We start from the raw sequence: 18,388 nt of genomic DNA, 5'->3' as shown, positions 1-18,388 counted from the left end.
AATTTTATTTTTCGTTCAATAGCTTATTTGCAGACATCATATGTTTATCGCTGTGTTTTTTAATGCTTTTATATAATTTATCAAAATAAATTTCTAATACATCTTGACTATTAATTTTTGATTTTTCATCTTCTGTTTTTATTTTTATATATTCAGAGCTGTTTTGAAGCTCAAAAGCTAGTTCAGTATCTTTTAGTTGAATTTTTAATATATTTTTTAATTTCTCTTTTAAGATATCATTGTAGATTGGTGTCATCAGCTCTAGTCTTCTTTCTAAATTTCTTGGCATCCAATCAGCGCTTGAGATGTAAAACTCAGGAGATGAGTGTTTAAAGTAAAAAATTCTAGCATGCTCTAGGTATTTTCCAACTATAGAGATAATTCTTATATTGTCACTAATTCCAGCTATTCCGGGTCTTAAGCAGCAAATTCCTCTAATTATAAGCTCTATTTTAACACCTGCCTTACTAGCATTGCAAAGTGCTTTTATCATATCAGAATCAACTAGCGAGTTCATTTTTGCTATTATATGACCTTCATTTCCCTTGCTAGTTTCTAGCTTTATCATCTTTAAAAGGCGCTCTTTTATCTGCATTGGCGACATTGAAAGATTGTTTAGTCTTCTGTTTTTGTTATAGCCTGAGAGTATATGAAAAAAAGTTGTAGTATCTTGGATAAATCTCTCATCTGTGGTAAAAAAACTAACATCTGTGTAGATTTTAGCACTACTTCCATTGTAATTTCCTGTGCCAAGATGCATATAAAACTTAAGTTTATCGTTGTTTTTTCTAATTATCTGAGTAATTTTAGAGTGTACCTTAAAACCCGTTATTCCATAAATGACATGAGCTCCAGCATTTTCTAGGTTTTTTGCCCAGTGTAAGTTGTTTTCTTCATCGAACCTAGCCTTAAGCTCAACCATAACAGTAACTTGCTTACCATCATTTGCAGCATCTATTAAAGCTTTTACAATTGGAGAGTTTTTCTCAACTCTATAAAGTGTCATTCTAATTGATATTACATTAGGATCTTTTGAAGCCTCTTTTATAAGCTCTGAAACAGGGTCAAAACTCTCATATGGGTGATAAAGCAACGCCTCTTCTTTGTCTATAGTTTGAAAAATAGAGGTATTTTCATCAAATGGAGGCAATGTTTTTGGAGTATATGGTGGAAGTGCAAGATGAGAAAAATCCTTATTTCCAACAACATCCCAAAGTCCCTCAAGTGAAATAGGTATATCGTATTCATAGATGTCTTTATAGAAAATTTTCATATGTGAGTTTAAAAACTCAACTATTTCAGGATCTGCATCTTTTTGAATTTGAAGCCTAACAAAAGCCCCTTTTCTTCTAAGTCTAAGTCCTTCTTCAAGTAAAAGCATAAAGTCATCAGCTTCTTCCTCTTCTATGATAATATCAGCATTTCTAGTAACTCTAAAAGCAGCTGAGCTAATCAGGCTATATCCAGGAAAAATTTCTTCAGCGTGTCTATGGACAATGGATTCAATAGGAACATAGATATTTTCACTTACTTGAACAAATCTAGGTAAAACTCTTGAAATTCTAACCATCCCAAATTTTATATCATCTAAATTTTCATTTTCTTTGTCAATCAACTTTACAGCCAATCCAAAACTAAGGTTATTTAAGTGTGGAAAAGGGTGGGTTGAATCAACTGCTATTGGCACAATTATAGGCATTATATTTGAGAAAAAATACTCATCAGCTTTTGCTTTCAACTCACTATCTAAATTATCATATTTTTTAATAAAAAAATTATTTTTTTCTAGCTCACCTATTATATCTCTATACTCTTTTTCTAGAGATATTTGCTCTTTTGAAAGATAGTTTCTTATCTCTCTTAATTGGTCAAGTGGAGTCATCTCATCGCTTCCGCTTGATATAACTCCAGCCATGAAAAGTTGTTTTAACCCAGCTACTCTTATCATATAAAACTCATCTAAATTTGTTGAATAAATCGCTAAAAATTTTAATCTTTCCAAAAGAGGTATATTTTTTTCGCATTGTTTTAAAACACGAGTGTTAAACTTAAGCCAAGAAAGTTCTCTATTTATAAATATTGAGTTGTTTGTATCTGACATATTCTTCCTTTTTTATTAACATTATAGCAAAATTTATGTAACTATAAAAATGTATTTATCAATCAAATAACTATAGAGAATTAAAATTTAGGTTAAAAATATATTTTTAAGATAAAGGGGTATAGATATAAAAATTGGCAATTTTAAAAGAGAGATAAATTCCCTCTTTTTATTTTTTTTCTACTTCTAAATACTTTTTAAAAAAATCTGCTTGAAAGTAAATTCAAACACTTATAAAATTCAATAATTTTCTATAGTGAATATTTTTTGATTGTTTAAATCTAATATATCTACGTTTTTTATATTACCTTTTACTTTTAAATATACACACTCTGAGTAATTTGTAATTGTGTTTTTTAAATCAATGCTATTTATAGTGTAAGTTATGACGGCTAGAAGGCTTCGGTTAATCTCACCGCTATAATTACTTTTTCGAGATTTAACAAATTTTGAAGCATCCTCTTTTTTTATTGGTAAGAAATTTTTAGAAGTATTAGCATTGTCAAAAGATAGTTCAGATTGTGCATAATTGCAAGTTGGTTTATCAGAGCCGTAAAAAGGTATATAACTATTTTCAGCAATTAAATCAAGCGGAAATCCTTCATTTTTAAAATCATATTCATTAAATTCTATTTTTAAAGTTGTTTTATATTCTGTATTTTTAATTTTATCTTTATTTAAATTTACTAATTTTATGAATTGTTTATAGCCTTCTTGAACAGTATCATGAAATTCAAATTCATCATTCTTTACCTGTCTATACTTATTAGAATTGAAATTATATAAATACCATTCACCCATTAAATCTCTATCTAGTGTATCAACTACATTAGATAATGCAAACATTCCAAAATTATCAGCATCTTTTTTATCTATGGCATTTAAATTTATACACAATAAAATGATACCAGTAAACAATGTAATTTTTTTCAACATCTTTATACTTTAAAATTTAAATTAATTTTATAAAATTAATTCAAATTTTAACTTATTTAAATTTTAAAATAGGTAAATATTACTTATAAATAATAAAAAATAAGTAATATTTACTTTGTTGATAAAAAAGTTAAATTTCTTAATGATTACTAAAAAGGTAATGTATGAAAAAGAAATTAACCAATAGAGATATTGCAGGAATTTTAAACATAGATACAAAAACGCTTTATAATTGGCGTAAAAATAAACCAGAATTATATAGGATAATTATGTTAGGATTTAAATTTGATGAGTTACTTACTCAAAGTGAGGAAAATTTAAATAAATTAAAAGAAATTGCAAAAGAAAATGAGAATTTTAGGATAAAATAGAATGATATAAGATGAGAGTTTATAAAATTCATATAAAAATGATATCATTATTACATGAATGGTTTAAAACTTTTTAACAAATTTAGTGAAATTTTAATATTTATAGCGATATGTTTGGCTATTTTTTCTATAAATATTTTTATAAAACATAATGAATTTAGACATTTTAAAGAAGATAAATTTCAAAAAATTGATGCAAAAGTTTTAAGTTCATATACTAAAACAAATAAAAAAGGAAGAGTTTATAGGGTTTTAAAGTTAAAAACCAATGATTTTATATTTTACACAATTACAAAAAAAGAGACAAATTTTAAAGAGCTTGATATGCTAAATTTAGGTATAGTAACTGATAGAGTTGATTTTAAAGATTATCTAAAAAAGAGCTTTTATATGCCATCTTTTAATATTGAAAAAGTAAAAATAAACAAAACATTAAAAGATAAAGCCATAAAATATGTAGCTTCTCAACATCAAAGCTTACAAATTCAAAATTTATATTTAGCACTATTTTTTGCAACCCCAATAAATAAAGAGTTAAGACAAAACATCGTAAAATGGGGAATTTCACATCTTGTTGCAATTAGTGGCTTTCACTTAAGCATAATTTTTACAACAATATTTTTTATATTAACCCCTATTTATAAGTTTTTTCAAAATAGATTTTTTCCATATAGAAGCTTAGTTTTTGATATAAGTTTACTCACTTTTTTTCTTATGGTAGGGTATCTTTTTGTGCTTGATTTTACTCCAAGTTTTTTAAGATCTCTTTTAATGGCTTTGGTGCTTTTTGTATTTTTAGTTAGAAATTTAAAGGTATTTTCATTTCAAACTCTTTTTATAACTATGCTAATTGCAATATCATTTTTTCCACATCTTTTGTTTTCATATGGATTTTATTTTTCTTGTTTAGGAGTGTTTTATATATATCTTTATATCCATCATTTTGCTAAAAGCTTTAATGTTTATATTAATATTATTTTTCTAAATTTATTTGTATATTTAGCTATGAATATACCGGTATATTATTTTTTCCCAAATTTCACATATACTCAAATTTCAGTTGTGTTTATAAGTTATATATTTATAATTTTCTACCCTCTATCTTTGCTTTTGCATTTGGTTAATTTTGGCTCGATTTTTGATGAATATTTAATCATGTTTTTAAACTATCCAGTTGAAATGCACCAAATAAACATATCTAAATTTTTATTTTATGGTGTTAATTTACTATCCTTACTAGCCATAAGATATAAAATTTTAGCACTTTTGCTTGCTTTAATTGGGCTTTATCCAATAGTATTATTTCTATTGTAGTATAAATGATAACTTTATTGTGATATAATATGAAAAATCTTATAAAAGGAGTTTACAATGGCAGAAGAAAAAGTTGAATGTTGCACAATGGACGGAAGTTGCAAAGAGGGCAAAGATAAGAAAAAAGAAAAAGTGTCAAAGCTTAAAAAAGTAGCTAAAAAAGTAGCTAAAAAATATATTGAAGAAAAAGAAGACAGAAAAAAAGCTGTAAAGAAAATAGTTAAAAAACTTAAAAAAGAGGAAATTACTAAACCTAAAAAAGCTAAAAAAGTAGCAAAAAAAGTTGCCAAAAAGGTAGCTAAAAAATAGGTTAAAAGCTAAATTTTATACTCAAATTTAGGTTGCTACTTTAAATAAGCTAGCAACCTTTTTAAATATGCCTAACTAAGCCAGCTTTCATCTGCTGGGTTATCTCTAAATTTTAGTATCTTTATCTTTTCATCTTCATTTATGTATTGCATTTTAGTTGCAATCTCTAACAAGGTATCTAAATTTGAAGCAGAAAAGTTTGTGATATTTGCCTCTTTTAAATTTTCAAAACTTTTTTTCATATTGTAAGTAAAAATTGAAACAATTCCTAAAACCTCAGCTCCTGCTTGCCTAAGTGCATTTACCGCTTCAATTGATGAGCCAGCAGTTGAAATTAAGTCTTCAATTACGACAACTTTTGCTCCAGCTTCGCATTTGCCTTCTATTTGATTTGTTCTTCCATGTTTTTTTGCACCACTTCTAACATAACCCATAGGAAGGTTTAAAATTTCAGCAACAAGTGCTGCATGGGCAATGCCTGCTGTCGCTGTTCCCATTAACATTTGACAATCAGGGTAATTTTCTTTTACCAAATTTGCAAGTGTGTTTTCTACATTTTTTCTAACATTGACATTTGATAGAGTTAGTCTATTATCGCAATAAATTGGTGATTTTATACCACTTGCCCATGTAAAAGGTTTGTTTGGGCTTAAAAAAACTGCTTTAATTTCAAGTAAATTTTGAGCTATTAAATTTTGCATTTTATTCTCCTAAAAAATCATCTAAACATCTATTGTAAGTATCTAGTGGGTCATTTGAGTTTGTTATAGATCTTCCAACTACTATAAAATCACTTCCAAGCTCTTTTGCCATTTTTGGTGTTGTTACCCGAATTTGATCATCTTTTTTATTATCAATTCTAATGCCCGGAGTTACACATATAAAATCATCTCCACAATGTTTTTTTATAAGACTAACTTCCAAAGGGCTACAAACTACACCCTTTAAACCAGCAATTTTGGCATTTTTAGCATAGTGAATTACTGTATCATTTAAAGAGTAGTTTATAAGCAAATCTCTTTGCATAATCTCCTCGCTAGTGCTAGTAAGTTGTGTAACAGCAAGTAATATTATATCTTTATTTATCTCATCAACCCCTTTTTTTGCAGCTAACATCATAGGAGTTGTCCCACTTGCATGGACATTTAACATATCAACATCAAGCATAGCTAGGTTTTTTATACTTTTGTAAATGGTATTTGGAATGTCGTGCTGTTTTAGATCTAAAAATATCTTTAAACCTCTACTTTTAATCTCTTTAATTATACTAGCACCTTCGCTATAAAAAAGCTCTTGACCTATCTTTATATATGGTTTTTTATCTCTAAATTTATCCAAAAAATCCAAAACTTCTTTTTTGCTTGAAAAATCACAAGCTATTATCACATCTTTACACATTGTGAGCTTTTCCTATTATATCTTTTATATTTTTTATACTAAGTTCTTCTAAAAGTAGTGGCAAACTTTCAATTATATTTTTACAAGCATAGGGATTTATACAATTTGCCGAACCAATTTGCACAGCACTAGCTCCTGCATACATCATCTCAACCACATCTTTTGCATTCATAACTCCACCCATGCCAATTATAGGAATTTTTACAGCTTTATAAACTTGGTATATCATAGCTAATGCAATGGGCTTTATGGCAGGACCACTAAAGCCCCCCATTATGTTGTGGATTATTGGCTTTGCTGTTTTTATATCAAACCTTGCACCAATTAATGTGTTTATCATACTAATGCCATCAGCTCCGCCATTTTCCGCAGCTTTTGCAATTTCACTTATATTTGTTACATTTGGAGAGAGCTTTATAAAAACATCTTTTTTTGCAATCTCTTTTATCTTTTTAGTTATGTTATAGACTGAATCAGGGCAAGTTCCAAAGCTAATCCCGCCATCTTTAACATTTGGGCAAGATATATTTATCTCTAAAATTTCAACTTCACTAACTTCGTTAAATTTCTCTACACATTGCAAATACTCATCCACACTAAAACCAGAGATGTTTGCTATAACCTTTTTGCTATAGACTTTTTTTAGCTTTTTAATCTCTTCATTTATAACCCTATGAACTCCTGGATTTTGAAGTCCAACAGAGTTAATCATACCTTTTTCACACTCTGCAATTCTAGGAGTTGGGTTTCCAAAGCGTGGATTTAGAGTAGTTCCTTTTAAGGATATACTTCCTAAAATATTAATATCATAAAACTCACTAAATTCATATCCAAACCCAAAAGTTCCACTTGCTGGGATAATTGGATTACTTAGTTCAAATTTATTTAAATTTACTCTTAAATCTACCATAAAACTTCCTCGCTTTGCAAAACAGGCCCCTCTTTACAAATTCTTTTATATCCATCTTTTGTTTTGTGCGAACACCCCATACAGGCACCAAAACCACAACCCATTCTCTCTTCAAATGAAATTTGACCACTTGCTTTTGTTAGATTAAAAATAGCTTTTAACATAGGAAGTGGACCGCAAGTATAATAGTATAAATTTTGCAGTCTCTCATCCATACAATCAGTTACAAACCCTTTTACTCCAATACTTCCATCAATTGTTGAGACTTTTATATCTTTGTCAAATTCTCTAAACTCATCAATATAAAAGGCATCATCTTTTGTATTAAAGCCTAAAATTATATCAACTTTAACACCTTTTTGAACCAGCTTTTTTGCTAAATTATAAAGAGGAGGAACTCCAACTCCACCTCCTATAAGCAAGGCTTCTTTTGTATCTTTTAATGTATAACCATTTCCAAGTGGCATTAAGGCTTCTATGATTTTTCCACTTTTTTGCAAACTTAGCCACTTTGTGCCTTCGCCAAAAACTTTATAGATTATAGTAAGGCTATCTTTATCATAATCACAAATGCTAATAGGGCGTTTTAAAAATTTATCTTCAATTGTTATATTTATAAATTGACCTGAGTTTGTAATAAGTGAAGTATCGCCTTTTAATACCATTTTAAAGGTATTTTTGGCAATTTTGTTGTTTTGAAGTATTTCATAATTTTCAATTTTTTTCATTTTATATCTCTTTAGGCTCTATTTATTTGATATATTGGCTATTAAGCTAAGACGTATTACTAAGGATTTATCAACAAAATCCTTAGATAATATCAAATGATATATAAAATTTAGATTAATTATCTTTTTTGGTTGGCGGTATTTTTTTTATAGTTAGAAATTGATATATCTTAAATCCATAAAGATAGATTATCCAGCTAACATATATCCATAAAAAGAAAAACAAGATCACACTAAAAGAGCCATATAAGCTAAGATAGGTTTTATTATAAAATGCATATTTTATGAAAATTATTTTTGAAATATTCCAAATTATGCTAATTATAAAAGAGCTAATTAGCATCTTTTTTATATCTATTATAGTGTTTATAGATATAATATATGTTACAGAAAATATCGCCCAAATTATTAGATATGGAACTATGGCTAAGATATTTATCCAACTTGTAAACTCATTTTCATTAAGCATTATCTGCATTTTACCTGTTAGGTAAAACGAAAGCCCAAGACCAAGTGGTGCAAGAGTTATAAGCGTCCAATACTTACTAAAATCTTGCCAAAAACCACGAGACTTTGAACCTATAATTTTGTTTACTACATAGTTATAATTATCAAAAAACATTATAGTTGCTACTATTATGGCAAAAAATCCTAGAATTCCTAAATTTGCACTATTTGATAAAAATTGCTCTATATAGCTTGAGATTGTATCTTGATGAGATGGCAAAAGACTAGAAAAAATAAACTCTTTAATCTTTCCATAATACTCATCAAAACTAGGCATTTGGGTAAAAATAGACAAAGATAGCAAAAGCACAGGTATAATTGATAAAATAGTATAAAAACTAAGCCCAGCTGCGTTGTGCATAAGTTCTTTATCATGAATTTGACTATAAAAATCTTTTGATTTTTTATATAAACTACTTATTTTCATCTAGACCCATTTTAAAAGGATTTAAAATATTATTTGGATCAAAAGCTTTTTTAATACTTCTAAAAAGATTCATCTCCTCATCGCTAAAAGCAAGTTTCATATATGGTGCTTTTGAAATTCCGATTCCATGCTCACCGCTTAATGTTCCTCCAAGTTCAATAGTTGCTCTAAAAATTGCTTCTATAGCCTCATATCCTCTTTTTACCTCTTCTTGATTTTCTTTATTTACCATAACATTTGTGTGGACATTTCCATCTCCTGTATGGCCAAAACAAGGAGTAGTAACATTAAAAACTGTTGATATTTCTTTAATTCTTTGAAGAAGTTTTGGAAGTTCTGATCTAGGAACAGTTATATCCTCATTTATTTTTAAGCTACCATAACAAGTTATGGCTTGAGAACAATTTCTTCTTGCAAACCACATATCTTTAGATTCTTGTTCATTTTTAGCTATTATAAAATCAGTTGCTCCATTTTCTTTAAATACTCTATTTATAACTTCTAAATCTTTTTCTAAAGTAGCTTCTAAGTTTCCATCAACATCTGCAATTAAGATAGCTCCAGCCTCTTTTGGAAGGCCTTTGTTAAACTTATCCTCAACAGCCCTAATGCAAAGATTGTCTAAAAATTCCATAGCAACAGGAGTAACACCAGCTGCCATTGTTTTATAAACTGCATTCATAGCTTCATTTACGCTATTAAAAACACCCATTGCAGTTTTTTTAAGTTTTGGTTTTGCTATTAGTTTAAGTGTTATCTCTGTTATAACTGCTAAGCTTCCCTCGCTTGCTATTAAAATTCCAGCTACATTATAGCCAGCTACATCTTTTATAGTTTTTTTACCAGCTTTTATAATATCACCATTTGGTAAAACTGCACGCAAAGCCATAACATAATCTTTTGTAATTCCATACTTTGCAGCTCTCATTCCACCAGCATTTTCACTTACATTTCCACCAATTGTTGAGTAGTCTTGACTTGCAGGATCAGGTGGATAAAAGAGACCTTTTTCTTCAACAGCTTTTTGTAAATCCATATTTATAACGCCAGGCTCTACAACTGCTACCATATTTTCAAGATCAATTTCTAAAATTTTATTCATATGTTTTTCAAATGAGATGATAACTCCACCATTTACAGCCAAAGCTCCACCAGTAAAGCCACTTCCAGCACCTCTTGGAACTACTATTATATGGTTGTCATTGCAGTATTTTAAAATTTTACTCACATCATCTTCGTTTCTAGGAAATAGCACCCCATCAGGCTCATATCTTTTTTTGGTCGCATCATAAGAGTAAGCTATTTGATGAGCTTTATCAAAGTATACATTTTCTTCACCTAATAGGTTTTCAAAAAAAACAATATGATTTTTATTCAAATCTATTCCTTTATGTCAAGTAGAAATTTATAGTGGTAGTTGTAATCAGCCATATAAGCAGTATCCCATTTCCAAAAAACAGGTTTTATAGTTGTAATTCTACTATAAAAAGGGGTTACATATTCTGCAATTTCACCAGTTTTAAACTCTTTTAAAATTTGAAAACTTCCGCAATCTGCAAAAACTCCAAGATTATCTAAAGCTATAAACAGTAGTCCAGCAGCATTTTGGGAGCAAATTTCTCTAAAATCATCTCTTGATGGATTTGGTCTATAAATCTCATTTAGATATGAAGCTGCGATATCAGGATGAATAAAGGTTATATTTGGAAAAGTGTTAACTACTTGTCTGTAAACCTCTTCATTAGGTGTTATTATAAGCGATCTATTATATAAAAAATTTAAAACAACTCTATCTCCAACTTTTGGTAAAATACCAGGCACAGGAAGTGCTTGTTGGGATAAAAGATCAAAAACTTCAAATCTTACTTTTGCCATACCCATCTTTTTTTCAGTAACTACAGCTCTTGCTATTATTGAGCTTTCGCCATTGCCAAAAGTGTGCATAACAACACCACTGCTTCCAACAACTATGTCGTTACTATCTAATACTTCACCATACCCATTTTCTGTTTTTATAAGAGGGGTTTGATATTCTGGTAAATTAAATAAAGATGATGCATTTAAAAAGGTCATTAATCCTAAAAATATAGCTATAAAATGTCTCAATTTTTCTCCTTGGTCTGTTAATTAAGCACAATTATACTAAAAATAAGTTAATTAACACAACTAAGAGTGTTAAAATTTGAGTTTACCAATTTTAAACAATAATATAGTAGAATGTATTCCCTAATTATTTAAAAGGTTGTTAATGATTAAAAAATTCTTTATTATCTTTTTAGTTTGTGTTAGTGTATATGCAAAAAATTATAGCCTACAAGAGTTTAAGTGGCCTAGTGGGATTACTTTGCTTGATTTTTTGGAAAGCTCAAATATTCCTTTATCTTTGTATTACAATTTGGAAGCAGAGGAGAAAGAGCTGGTTACTGAGATTATAGCCGATTCTGATTGTGATATGCTAATTGATGAAACGGGCAAGGTTGATCAGATATTAGTTCCTATAAGTGATGAACTTCAAATTCATATATATAAAGATAAAGAAAATAAATTTAAATTAACATTTACACCAATAATCTATGAAGAAAAAACACACTCTCTTGGAATAAATATAGAAAAATCTCCATACTTAGATATAAGTAAAGCAACAGGAAGTAGTGCTTTATCAAATGCTTTTATGGTTGTTTTTGGCAAGGTTGTAAATTTTAGAAAACTTCAAAAAGGCGATGCTTTAGTTCTTCATTATACACAAAAATATAGACTCGGTAAGCCTTATGGAAACCCAAGAATAATTTCAGGTATGATGGAAGAAAATAAAAAAAGCTACTATATGTATTATTATGATTCAAAATACTACGATGAAAAAGGAAAAATGGCTGAGAAGTTTTTGTTTAGACTTCCTGTACCTGGTGCTAGAGTATCATCTAAATTTAGTCCAAAAAGATATCATCCTGTGCTAAAAAGATATAGAGCGCATCTAGGAACTGACTATGCTGCACCAAAAGGAACACCTATAAAAGCAGTTGCAGATGGCAAAGTTGTTTTTGTTGGAAAAAAAGGCGGATATGGAAATACTATTGAAATAAGTCATATAAATGGATATAAAAGCCTATATGCTCACACTAGTAAATTTGCTAAAGGTATGAAAGTTGGTAGGAATGTCAGTCAAGGACAGATAATAGCCTATATAGGAACTACAGGACTTAGTACAGGACCACATCTTCACCTAGGATTATATAAAAACAACAGAGCTATAGATTTTGAAAAAGTTGTATATGTTGAAAAAGATGGAGAGTTTGTAAAAGAAAAAGCTAAATTTGAAAAATTTAAAAGAGTAGAAAATGAAAAATTACAAAATGCTATGGGCGGTTATCAAAATCCACCAAAAATAGTAACATTTGATAATTTTATAAAAATATAAAAGGCAAAAAATTGAAAAAAGATGAGTTTAGTGAAGAAATAGAAGGGTTAGAAGATAATGAAGAGTTACTAGAGGCAAAGGCTCTACTTGATTCCCATATAAATGATACTATAGAAGATGAGATGAGTGGTGTTGATATAGTTGAGTGCCTAAAGATTATAAAAAGACATGATGAAAAAAGCTATTTTGAATATCTTCATACTCTAGACATAGAAAGTTTATCTAACGCATCCATCGAGATGCCTGATTATATACTAAAAGATGTTATAGATCTTTTGCCTAAAGATAAGTTGGTTGAGGTTGTTGAAGATCTTGAAAGTGATGATCAGTTTGAGTTTTTAGAAAATATCGATGAGATTGATGGAAAAAAAGCAAGAGAGATTTTTGATGATTTAAGTGATGAAGATAAAAAAGATATTTTAAAACTCTCTCGTTATGAAGATAATCAAGCTGGTTCATATATGCAAATAGAGCTTTTTAAGGCAAATGCAAATGAAACAGTTATGGAGGCTGTTGATAGGCTAAGAGATTTGAGACATGCAGATGAGATAGACTATGTTTATCATCTTTTTGTTGTAGATGATAAGGATGTTTTAAAATACTCTATACCGTTAGCTGATTTAATCATATATAACTTTAGCTTAACACTTGAAGAGGTTGTAAGAAGTGCAAAAAATGAGGATTTTAGACCAAGATCAGCACTAGATACAGATGATATAAATGAGGTAGCTTCTGAGTTTCAAGAACACGATATGTCTGTTATGCCTGTTGTTGATAGTAGGGGAGTTTTGGTTGGTAGGATTACATCAGATGATATTTATGATTTTATACAAGAGAGTGCAACAGAGCAAATTTATAACTTAGCAGGACTTAACGATGAGGCTGAAGAAGAAGATATAAGTTTTGCAAAAGCTGGTAAGGCAAGGGCATTTTGGCTCTGTATAAATTTAGTAACTGCATTTTTAGCTTCATTTATTATAGGGTTTTTTGATGCGACACTTCAAAAGTATGTAGCACTTGCTATTTTAATGCCAATAGTTGCTTCAATGGGTGGAAATGTTGGAATTCAAGCTCTTACGGTTACTGTTCGTAGGCTTGCACTTGGTGAGATTGAGTATAAAGATGCCAAAAAGGTTTTAAAAAGAGAGATATCTATTGCTGTTATAAATGGAGCTATATTTGCCATAGCTGTAGCATTAATAGCATCATTATGGTTTAAAGACCACATGCTAGGTGTTGTTATAGGTCTTTCAATGATTATAAATTTATCAATTGCTGGATTTTGCGGGGCTGCCATACCTATAATACTTAAAAAGTTTAAAATTGATCCTGCTGTTGGTTCATCTATAATCTTAACAATGATGACTGATATTATAGGATTTTTTAGTTTCTTAGGACTTGCAACATGGATACTAGTATAAAAGAGTTTAAAATAAAAGAGCTAAATGAATCACAATATATAAAACCATTTAGGCTTGAAGTTGTAAGAGATAGTAAAAAGATAGTATGGGATTGTCTAAAAGCATATGATAGCGTGTCTGTGCTTTTATTTCATAAGGATAAAAATGCTTTTCTACTTGTAAAGCAGTTTCGTCCACCTATTTGGTATAGACTATACAAACAAGGCGTAAATAAAAAAGAATCTGGAATAACCTATGAGCTTTGTTCTGGGATAATGGATAAAGGAATTAGCGCTAAAGACACTATAATAGAAGAGATATTAGAAGAGACTGGATATGAAGTAGATGAGGTTGAAAAGATATCATCATTTTATGGCGATGTTGGTTTATCAGGTAGAAAACAAACACTTTTTTTTGCAATGATAGATGATAGTATGAAGCAGACACAAGGTGGCGGGATAGATGGTGAAGATATAGAGCTTTTTTACTTACCGCTTAATGAATGGAAAGAGTTTTTAGAAGATGAAGATATCATCAAGCCTGCAAGTTTAGGATATACGATATATTGGTTTTTTAATAAATTTCCAGATTTAAAACCAAAAAACTAAAACTTTTAAATTGATACTATGTTTTGATATGTAAGAGTTATTTTAGATAATTTTATCTATTAAATGAATAAAAGCCCCAAAGTAGGGGCTTTTATAGTTTGTCGTTAAAATAGTCCTTTTATTAGGCCTTTAACTATATCTTTTTCACTTTTTTTACCATCATCTGTGGCGTTTTCAGTAGCACCATCTTTTTTACTTCCGCCAAAAAGCTTATCTAATCCCTTATCTATCTGTTTTTCTAATTTCTTTTCAAGATATTTTGAACTAACTTTTACTTTTGGATCTTGAGTGGTTCCTGTTACCATAGCGCTTATATCAGTTTTTTGAACTTGTATATCAACAGGTATATTAATTTGTGAAGTAATGGTGTCTAAAGTTCCTTTTGTAACATTTAATTCCATTGTTGGAGCTTTCATATTTGAGTCAAAATAAATCATATTTTTATTGATTGTTCCTCTAATATAGGAGTTGTTAAACACCTCTTTTGTTATATCTCTTCCGGTTGCAAGACTAACAGCACTTGTAAGTTTTCCTTGTGTTAGTTGGCCTTCATGAATATCTACATTAAAATCACCTTTTTGGCTTTTTGTGTTGTAGTTAAATACTAAATCACCAATACCTTTATAAAATTTATTAAAATCTAGTAGATATAAAAGTTCAGTTATTTGAAATTTATCAAATGTAGCTCTTATAATCTCATTTTTAATACTAGCATTAAGTTTTCCGCCGATTAAATTTGAGTTCAAATCAGCACTAAAGTTTTCACCACTTTTCTTTATGTTACCATTTGCTAAAACTTCGCCATTCATTTTCATACCAGTTGCAAATTGTAGTTTTGAAAGATCTTTTATTAAAGCTTCATAATTAGCATTAAATAAAGCTTTATTTATGTCAAAGCTACCATCAAATTTAGATAAATTTGCTAAATCTGAATTGATTAAAGCTTTAAAATTTGCAACAGATTTTACTATATTTACATCTGCTTTTTGATTAAATTTAATGTTTTTAGGGAAATCTTTTTCCATAAGTTTACTAAGTTCGATATGGTTTAAAACACCATCTATAATGTTTAAATTTGCCTTACCATTTAAATTTTTAACATCAAAACTATCTAAATCTATAGAGCCATTTATCTTTCCGTTTGCTAAAACTTTTTGACCAGCTAACATAAAAATGCTTCCTAAGTTAAAGTTATTTAAATTAGCAGTTAAGCTTTTACCATTTGTTACAGCTTTTAGACTTCCACCAAGTGTTGTAGCATTTAAATTTAGGCTAGAAAGGGCGTTATTTACTAGTTTAACATCTCCATCAACATCTAATTTTTCATCAATTTTTTGACCAGTTAAAAATGCAAATTTAGATAAGTTATCAATTGAGGCTTTATAAACAGCACTTAAAGTAGCTTTATTTAAATCATATGAACCATCAAATTTAGATACATTCAATAAATCTGAGTTTAAGATATTTTTAAAATCAATTACTGAACTTTTTATAGTTATATCTGATTTTTCACTAAATTTAATATTTTTTGGAAAATCAAATTGAGTTAAATTTTTAAGTTCTTTTTCGTTTAAAATACCATCTTGTATATTTAAATCTATTTTACCATTTAAATTTTTAATGTCTAAACTATCTAATATAATATTGCCATTTAGTTTTCCATCTGCTAAAATCTTTTGACCTGTTAAGACAAAAATACTTCCTAAACTAAAATTATCAATATTTGCATTTAATTTTTTGCCATCAGTTGTAGCTTTTAAACTTCCACCAAGAGTTTTAGCGTCTAAATTTAAGCTTTTTAAGGCATTTTTTTCAACTTCTACATTTCCATTTGCTTGCAAACTTCCATTTAGTTTTTGACCAACAAATGGTTCTAAGTTAGCAAGTTTGTCTATATCAACTAAAAAATCACTAGTTAATGAGTTTGCATTAAGATTATATGTTGTATTGCTAACGCTTATGTTTGCTAGTTTTGATTTTACATTTGTATCTGCTATTACTATATTGTTTTCTAATGCAATATCAGATTTTAAATCAAGAGGTATATTTTCAGGTATGGATATGTTTTGATCTTTTAATCCATCTTTTTGAACTATTAAATTTGATGAAGTAATTGTAGCTGTTCCTGTGCCTTCTTTAACATTTGCTACTGCATTTATTAAACCATCTAAGTATAATGGTTGGTTTGCTAAAGCAAGAGCTTTTTTAACATTTAGTCCTTTTGCGTCCAAATCCACATTAAAAGGTTTAAAATCTTTTAAATTCGCTAAAAATCTTACATTTGAATCAAGCATTTTGCCAGATCCATTTACGCTAAAATCTTTTGCTTTACCCTTTGCTTTTCCACTTAAATCCATCTTTTCATCAAGATTTAACCCAAAACTTTTTAAGTTATTAACATCTACTTTATAGTTTAAATCAAAACTCTGTGCAAAAAGTGAGTATTTGCCATTTACATTTGCCATTATCTCATCATTTACAACAGCATCAACATCTAAGCTTCCAAATTTAAGCTCAAATTTCGATAATTTTACATCATATCCTGATTTTTCTTTTATAGTTTTTTCTATATATGGTTTTACTAGATTGTTTCCAAAACTCGTGAAAGCTACTACATATACGGCAACTAACATAAGCAATAGTAATACAACCAAACCTTTTATAAACTTCATTATTTCTCCTTGTTATTGTAATTTTTGCATTATATCAAATTTTAGCTAATTGTTCTAATTTAGATAAAATCTAAAAGGCTTCGCATTAATCTTAAATTTCTTAGATAATTATAAGCAAAAACCATATTTATGATTTTTGCTTATTAAAGTATTATAATTGATTTAAATCAAAAATAATAGGTATAGTTATGCTTCTACCATAAGAGCGAACAGGTAAGGAGTATTTTGCGTCATTTACAATTTTAATAGCATGATTATCAAGCACTTTGTGCCCACTACTTTTTGCTATTTTAATATATTCAAAAGTGCTTTTATCTATCTGCTTAAATTCTACTATAACTCGTCCACCAATCTCTTGCTCTATTGCTCTTTTTGGATAACTCATATGCCTTTTTAAAGCCAAATAAATTTCACCATTTAAGTTAGAGCCACTATCTTGAACAGGTGTATTACTGCCACTTGCAGTAGTTCCACCAACTACATTAGCACTATTGCTAGCTTCAATGTTTTGTTTTTTTACTATTTTTTTAGCAGGCTTAGACTTAGACTTAGGCTTTTCAATTTTTTTTGGCTCAACTGTTACTACTTCTTCAGGTTTTTTTTCTACTATCTCTTCAGGTTTTTCTTCTTCAAGCTTTTCTTCTTCAGGTTGTTCTTCTGTTATTTCCTCAACTGCTTCCTCAGGTTGTTCTTCAACAATCTCCTCTTTTTTTGCCATTGCTTCTTGATACTCTTCTGTTTGAGCAATTTGTGCAAAGCTTAATCCAAAAGCTTGTGCCTCGTTTTCAGATATACTTATGCTGGTGTCTTGACCTAAGCTTTTGAAAAATATTAATGCGACAACACAGGTATGTAAAAGCGCCGATATAAAAAAAGCAACAATAAAATTTAAATCTTTTTTCATTGTTCCACTTGTGTCATTATTAAAAAGTTTTGTAAATCAAGATATTTTAATATTTGCAAAATATCTACAAATTTTCCAAATTCAGCTTTTTGATCGCCTTTAAATAGAATAAAATCATCTTTTTTTAACTTGCTTAGTTCGATTTTTAGACTATCTAAATCTAAATTTTGATTATTTAGCCTTATTTGGGAGTCAGAACTTAATATAATCTCGACCCTCTCTTTTGGAATATCCTCTTTTTTTAAGCTAGTATTTTGCTTTGGAAGTTTTACATCAATCTTGCCATACTCTATAAAGCTAGCAGCTGTTAGCACAATGGCTAAAAGCACTAGCATAACATCTATTAAGGGTATAACATTTAGTTTAAAATTATTTTTAATTTCCATCT

The 18,388-nt window shown here is 28.9% G+C and carries 18 protein-coding genes; 6 read left to right on the top strand and 12 right to left on the bottom strand.

Annotation, left to right across the window (positions count from 1 at the left end):
- Positions 1-4: 4 nt before the first annotated feature.
- Both CBLAS_RS06110 and CBLAS_RS06105 read right to left on the bottom strand, forming a co-directional pair.
- A complete protein-coding gene (locus CBLAS_RS06110) occupies positions 5-2,101 on the bottom strand; it encodes an RNA degradosome polyphosphate kinase (RefSeq protein WP_106871894.1) in 2,097 nt (698 codons plus the stop codon).
- Between the two features lie 240 nt (positions 2,102-2,341).
- Positions 2,342-3,034: a DUF4852 domain-containing protein gene (locus CBLAS_RS06105; RefSeq protein ID WP_157940030.1), complete on the bottom strand. Its 693-nt coding sequence runs from the start codon at positions 3,032-3,034 to the stop codon at positions 2,342-2,344.
- A gap of 167 nt (positions 3,035-3,201) precedes the next feature.
- Between CBLAS_RS06105 and CBLAS_RS06100 the strand changes: the two genes are divergently transcribed.
- From CBLAS_RS06100 to CBLAS_RS06090, 3 genes are read left to right on the top strand one after another with little or no spacing between them, the layout of a single operon-like run.
- On the top strand, positions 3,202-3,408 hold the full coding sequence (locus CBLAS_RS06100; protein ID WP_106871890.1) for a transcriptional regulator: 207 nt from the start codon (positions 3,202-3,204) through the stop codon (positions 3,406-3,408).
- Between the two features lie 54 nt (positions 3,409-3,462).
- Positions 3,463-4,722 carry a ComEC/Rec2 family competence protein gene (locus CBLAS_RS06095; protein WP_106871888.1) on the top strand — a complete coding sequence of 420 codons (1,260 nt, stop codon included), beginning with the start codon at positions 3,463-3,465 and terminating at the stop codon, positions 4,720-4,722.
- A gap of 57 nt (positions 4,723-4,779) precedes the next feature.
- The gene (locus CBLAS_RS06090) at positions 4,780-5,031 is read left to right on the top strand and encodes a hypothetical protein (RefSeq protein ID WP_241517607.1); all 252 of its coding nucleotides are present in this window, start codon (positions 4,780-4,782) and stop codon (positions 5,029-5,031) included.
- 71 nt (positions 5,032-5,102) lie between these two features.
- On the opposite strand, the gene pyrE is transcribed toward CBLAS_RS06090, so the two are convergent.
- The 7 genes from pyrE to CBLAS_RS06055 form a co-directional block, all read right to left on the bottom strand.
- Positions 5,103-5,732, bottom strand: a complete 630-nt coding sequence (pyrE, locus tag CBLAS_RS06085) for an orotate phosphoribosyltransferase (protein WP_106871886.1) — start codon at positions 5,730-5,732, stop codon at positions 5,103-5,105.
- A gap of 1 nt (position 5,733) precedes the next feature.
- Complete coding sequence (pyrF, locus tag CBLAS_RS06080) at positions 5,734-6,429, bottom strand: orotidine-5'-phosphate decarboxylase (RefSeq protein ID WP_106871884.1); 696 nt, start codon at positions 6,427-6,429, stop codon at positions 5,734-5,736.
- A complete protein-coding gene (locus CBLAS_RS06075; protein ID WP_106871882.1) occupies positions 6,422-7,339 on the bottom strand; it encodes a dihydroorotate dehydrogenase in 918 nt (305 codons plus the stop codon). Before CBLAS_RS06075 ends, pyrF begins: the two co-directional genes overlap by 8 nt.
- Positions 7,333-8,067 (bottom strand): dihydroorotate dehydrogenase electron transfer subunit, encoded by a 735-nt coding sequence (locus tag CBLAS_RS06070; protein ID WP_106871880.1) that lies wholly within the window; start codon positions 8,065-8,067, stop codon positions 7,333-7,335. The genes CBLAS_RS06075 and CBLAS_RS06070 overlap by 7 nt, the downstream gene beginning before the upstream one ends.
- A gap of 115 nt (positions 8,068-8,182) precedes the next feature.
- Positions 8,183-9,001 carry a YihY family inner membrane protein gene (locus CBLAS_RS06065; protein WP_106871878.1) on the bottom strand — a complete coding sequence of 273 codons (819 nt, stop codon included), beginning with the start codon at positions 8,999-9,001 and terminating at the stop codon, positions 8,183-8,185.
- Positions 8,988-10,379 carry an FAD-linked oxidase C-terminal domain-containing protein gene (locus tag CBLAS_RS06060; RefSeq protein ID WP_106871876.1) on the bottom strand — a complete coding sequence of 464 codons (1,392 nt, stop codon included), beginning with the start codon at positions 10,377-10,379 and terminating at the stop codon, positions 8,988-8,990. The genes CBLAS_RS06065 and CBLAS_RS06060 overlap by 14 nt, the downstream gene beginning before the upstream one ends.
- Positions 10,380-10,381: 2 nt before the next feature.
- Positions 10,382-11,107, bottom strand: coding sequence for a plasminogen-binding N-terminal domain-containing protein (locus tag CBLAS_RS06055; protein ID WP_106871874.1), 726 nt, complete (start codon positions 11,105-11,107; stop codon positions 10,382-10,384).
- Between the two features lie 142 nt (positions 11,108-11,249).
- Between CBLAS_RS06055 and CBLAS_RS06050 the strand changes: the two genes are divergently transcribed.
- Genes CBLAS_RS06050 through CBLAS_RS06040 form a run of 3 tightly spaced genes read left to right on the top strand, consistent with a single transcriptional unit; the run spans position 11,250 to position 14,424 of the window.
- Positions 11,250-12,416, top strand: a complete 1,167-nt coding sequence (locus CBLAS_RS06050; RefSeq protein WP_106871872.1) for a peptidoglycan DD-metalloendopeptidase family protein — start codon at positions 11,250-11,252, stop codon at positions 12,414-12,416.
- A gap of 11 nt (positions 12,417-12,427) precedes the next feature.
- Positions 12,428-13,837 (top strand): magnesium transporter, encoded by a 1,410-nt coding sequence (gene mgtE, locus CBLAS_RS06045; protein WP_241517606.1) that lies wholly within the window; start codon positions 12,428-12,430, stop codon positions 13,835-13,837.
- Positions 13,822-14,424, top strand: coding sequence for an NUDIX domain-containing protein (locus CBLAS_RS06040; RefSeq protein WP_106871870.1), 603 nt, complete (start codon positions 13,822-13,824; stop codon positions 14,422-14,424). Before mgtE ends, CBLAS_RS06040 begins: the two co-directional genes overlap by 16 nt.
- Before the next feature lie 104 nt (positions 14,425-14,528).
- On the opposite strand, the gene CBLAS_RS06035 is transcribed toward CBLAS_RS06040, so the two are convergent.
- The 3 genes from CBLAS_RS06035 to CBLAS_RS06025 form a co-directional block, all read right to left on the bottom strand.
- On the bottom strand, positions 14,529-17,096 hold the full coding sequence (locus CBLAS_RS06035; RefSeq protein WP_106871867.1) for an AsmA family protein: 2,568 nt from the start codon (positions 17,094-17,096) through the stop codon (positions 14,529-14,531).
- A 151-nt stretch (positions 17,097-17,247) separates the two neighbouring features.
- Positions 17,248-18,000 (bottom strand): energy transducer TonB, encoded by a 753-nt coding sequence (locus CBLAS_RS06030; RefSeq protein ID WP_106871865.1) that lies wholly within the window; start codon positions 17,998-18,000, stop codon positions 17,248-17,250.
- Positions 17,997-18,386, bottom strand: coding sequence for an ExbD/TolR family protein (locus CBLAS_RS06025; RefSeq protein WP_106871863.1), 390 nt, complete (start codon positions 18,384-18,386; stop codon positions 17,997-17,999). Before CBLAS_RS06025 ends, CBLAS_RS06030 begins: the two co-directional genes overlap by 4 nt.
- Between the last annotated feature and the right edge of the window lie 2 nt (positions 18,387-18,388).

It is taken from the genome of Campylobacter blaseri (genome assembly GCF_013201895.1).
In the GTDB taxonomy this organism is placed as follows: Bacteria; Campylobacterota; Campylobacteria; order Campylobacterales; family Campylobacteraceae; genus Campylobacter_B; species Campylobacter_B blaseri.
The sequence above is the reverse complement of the archived record's forward strand: the minus strand, read 5'-3'. Positions and strand labels throughout refer to the sequence as shown.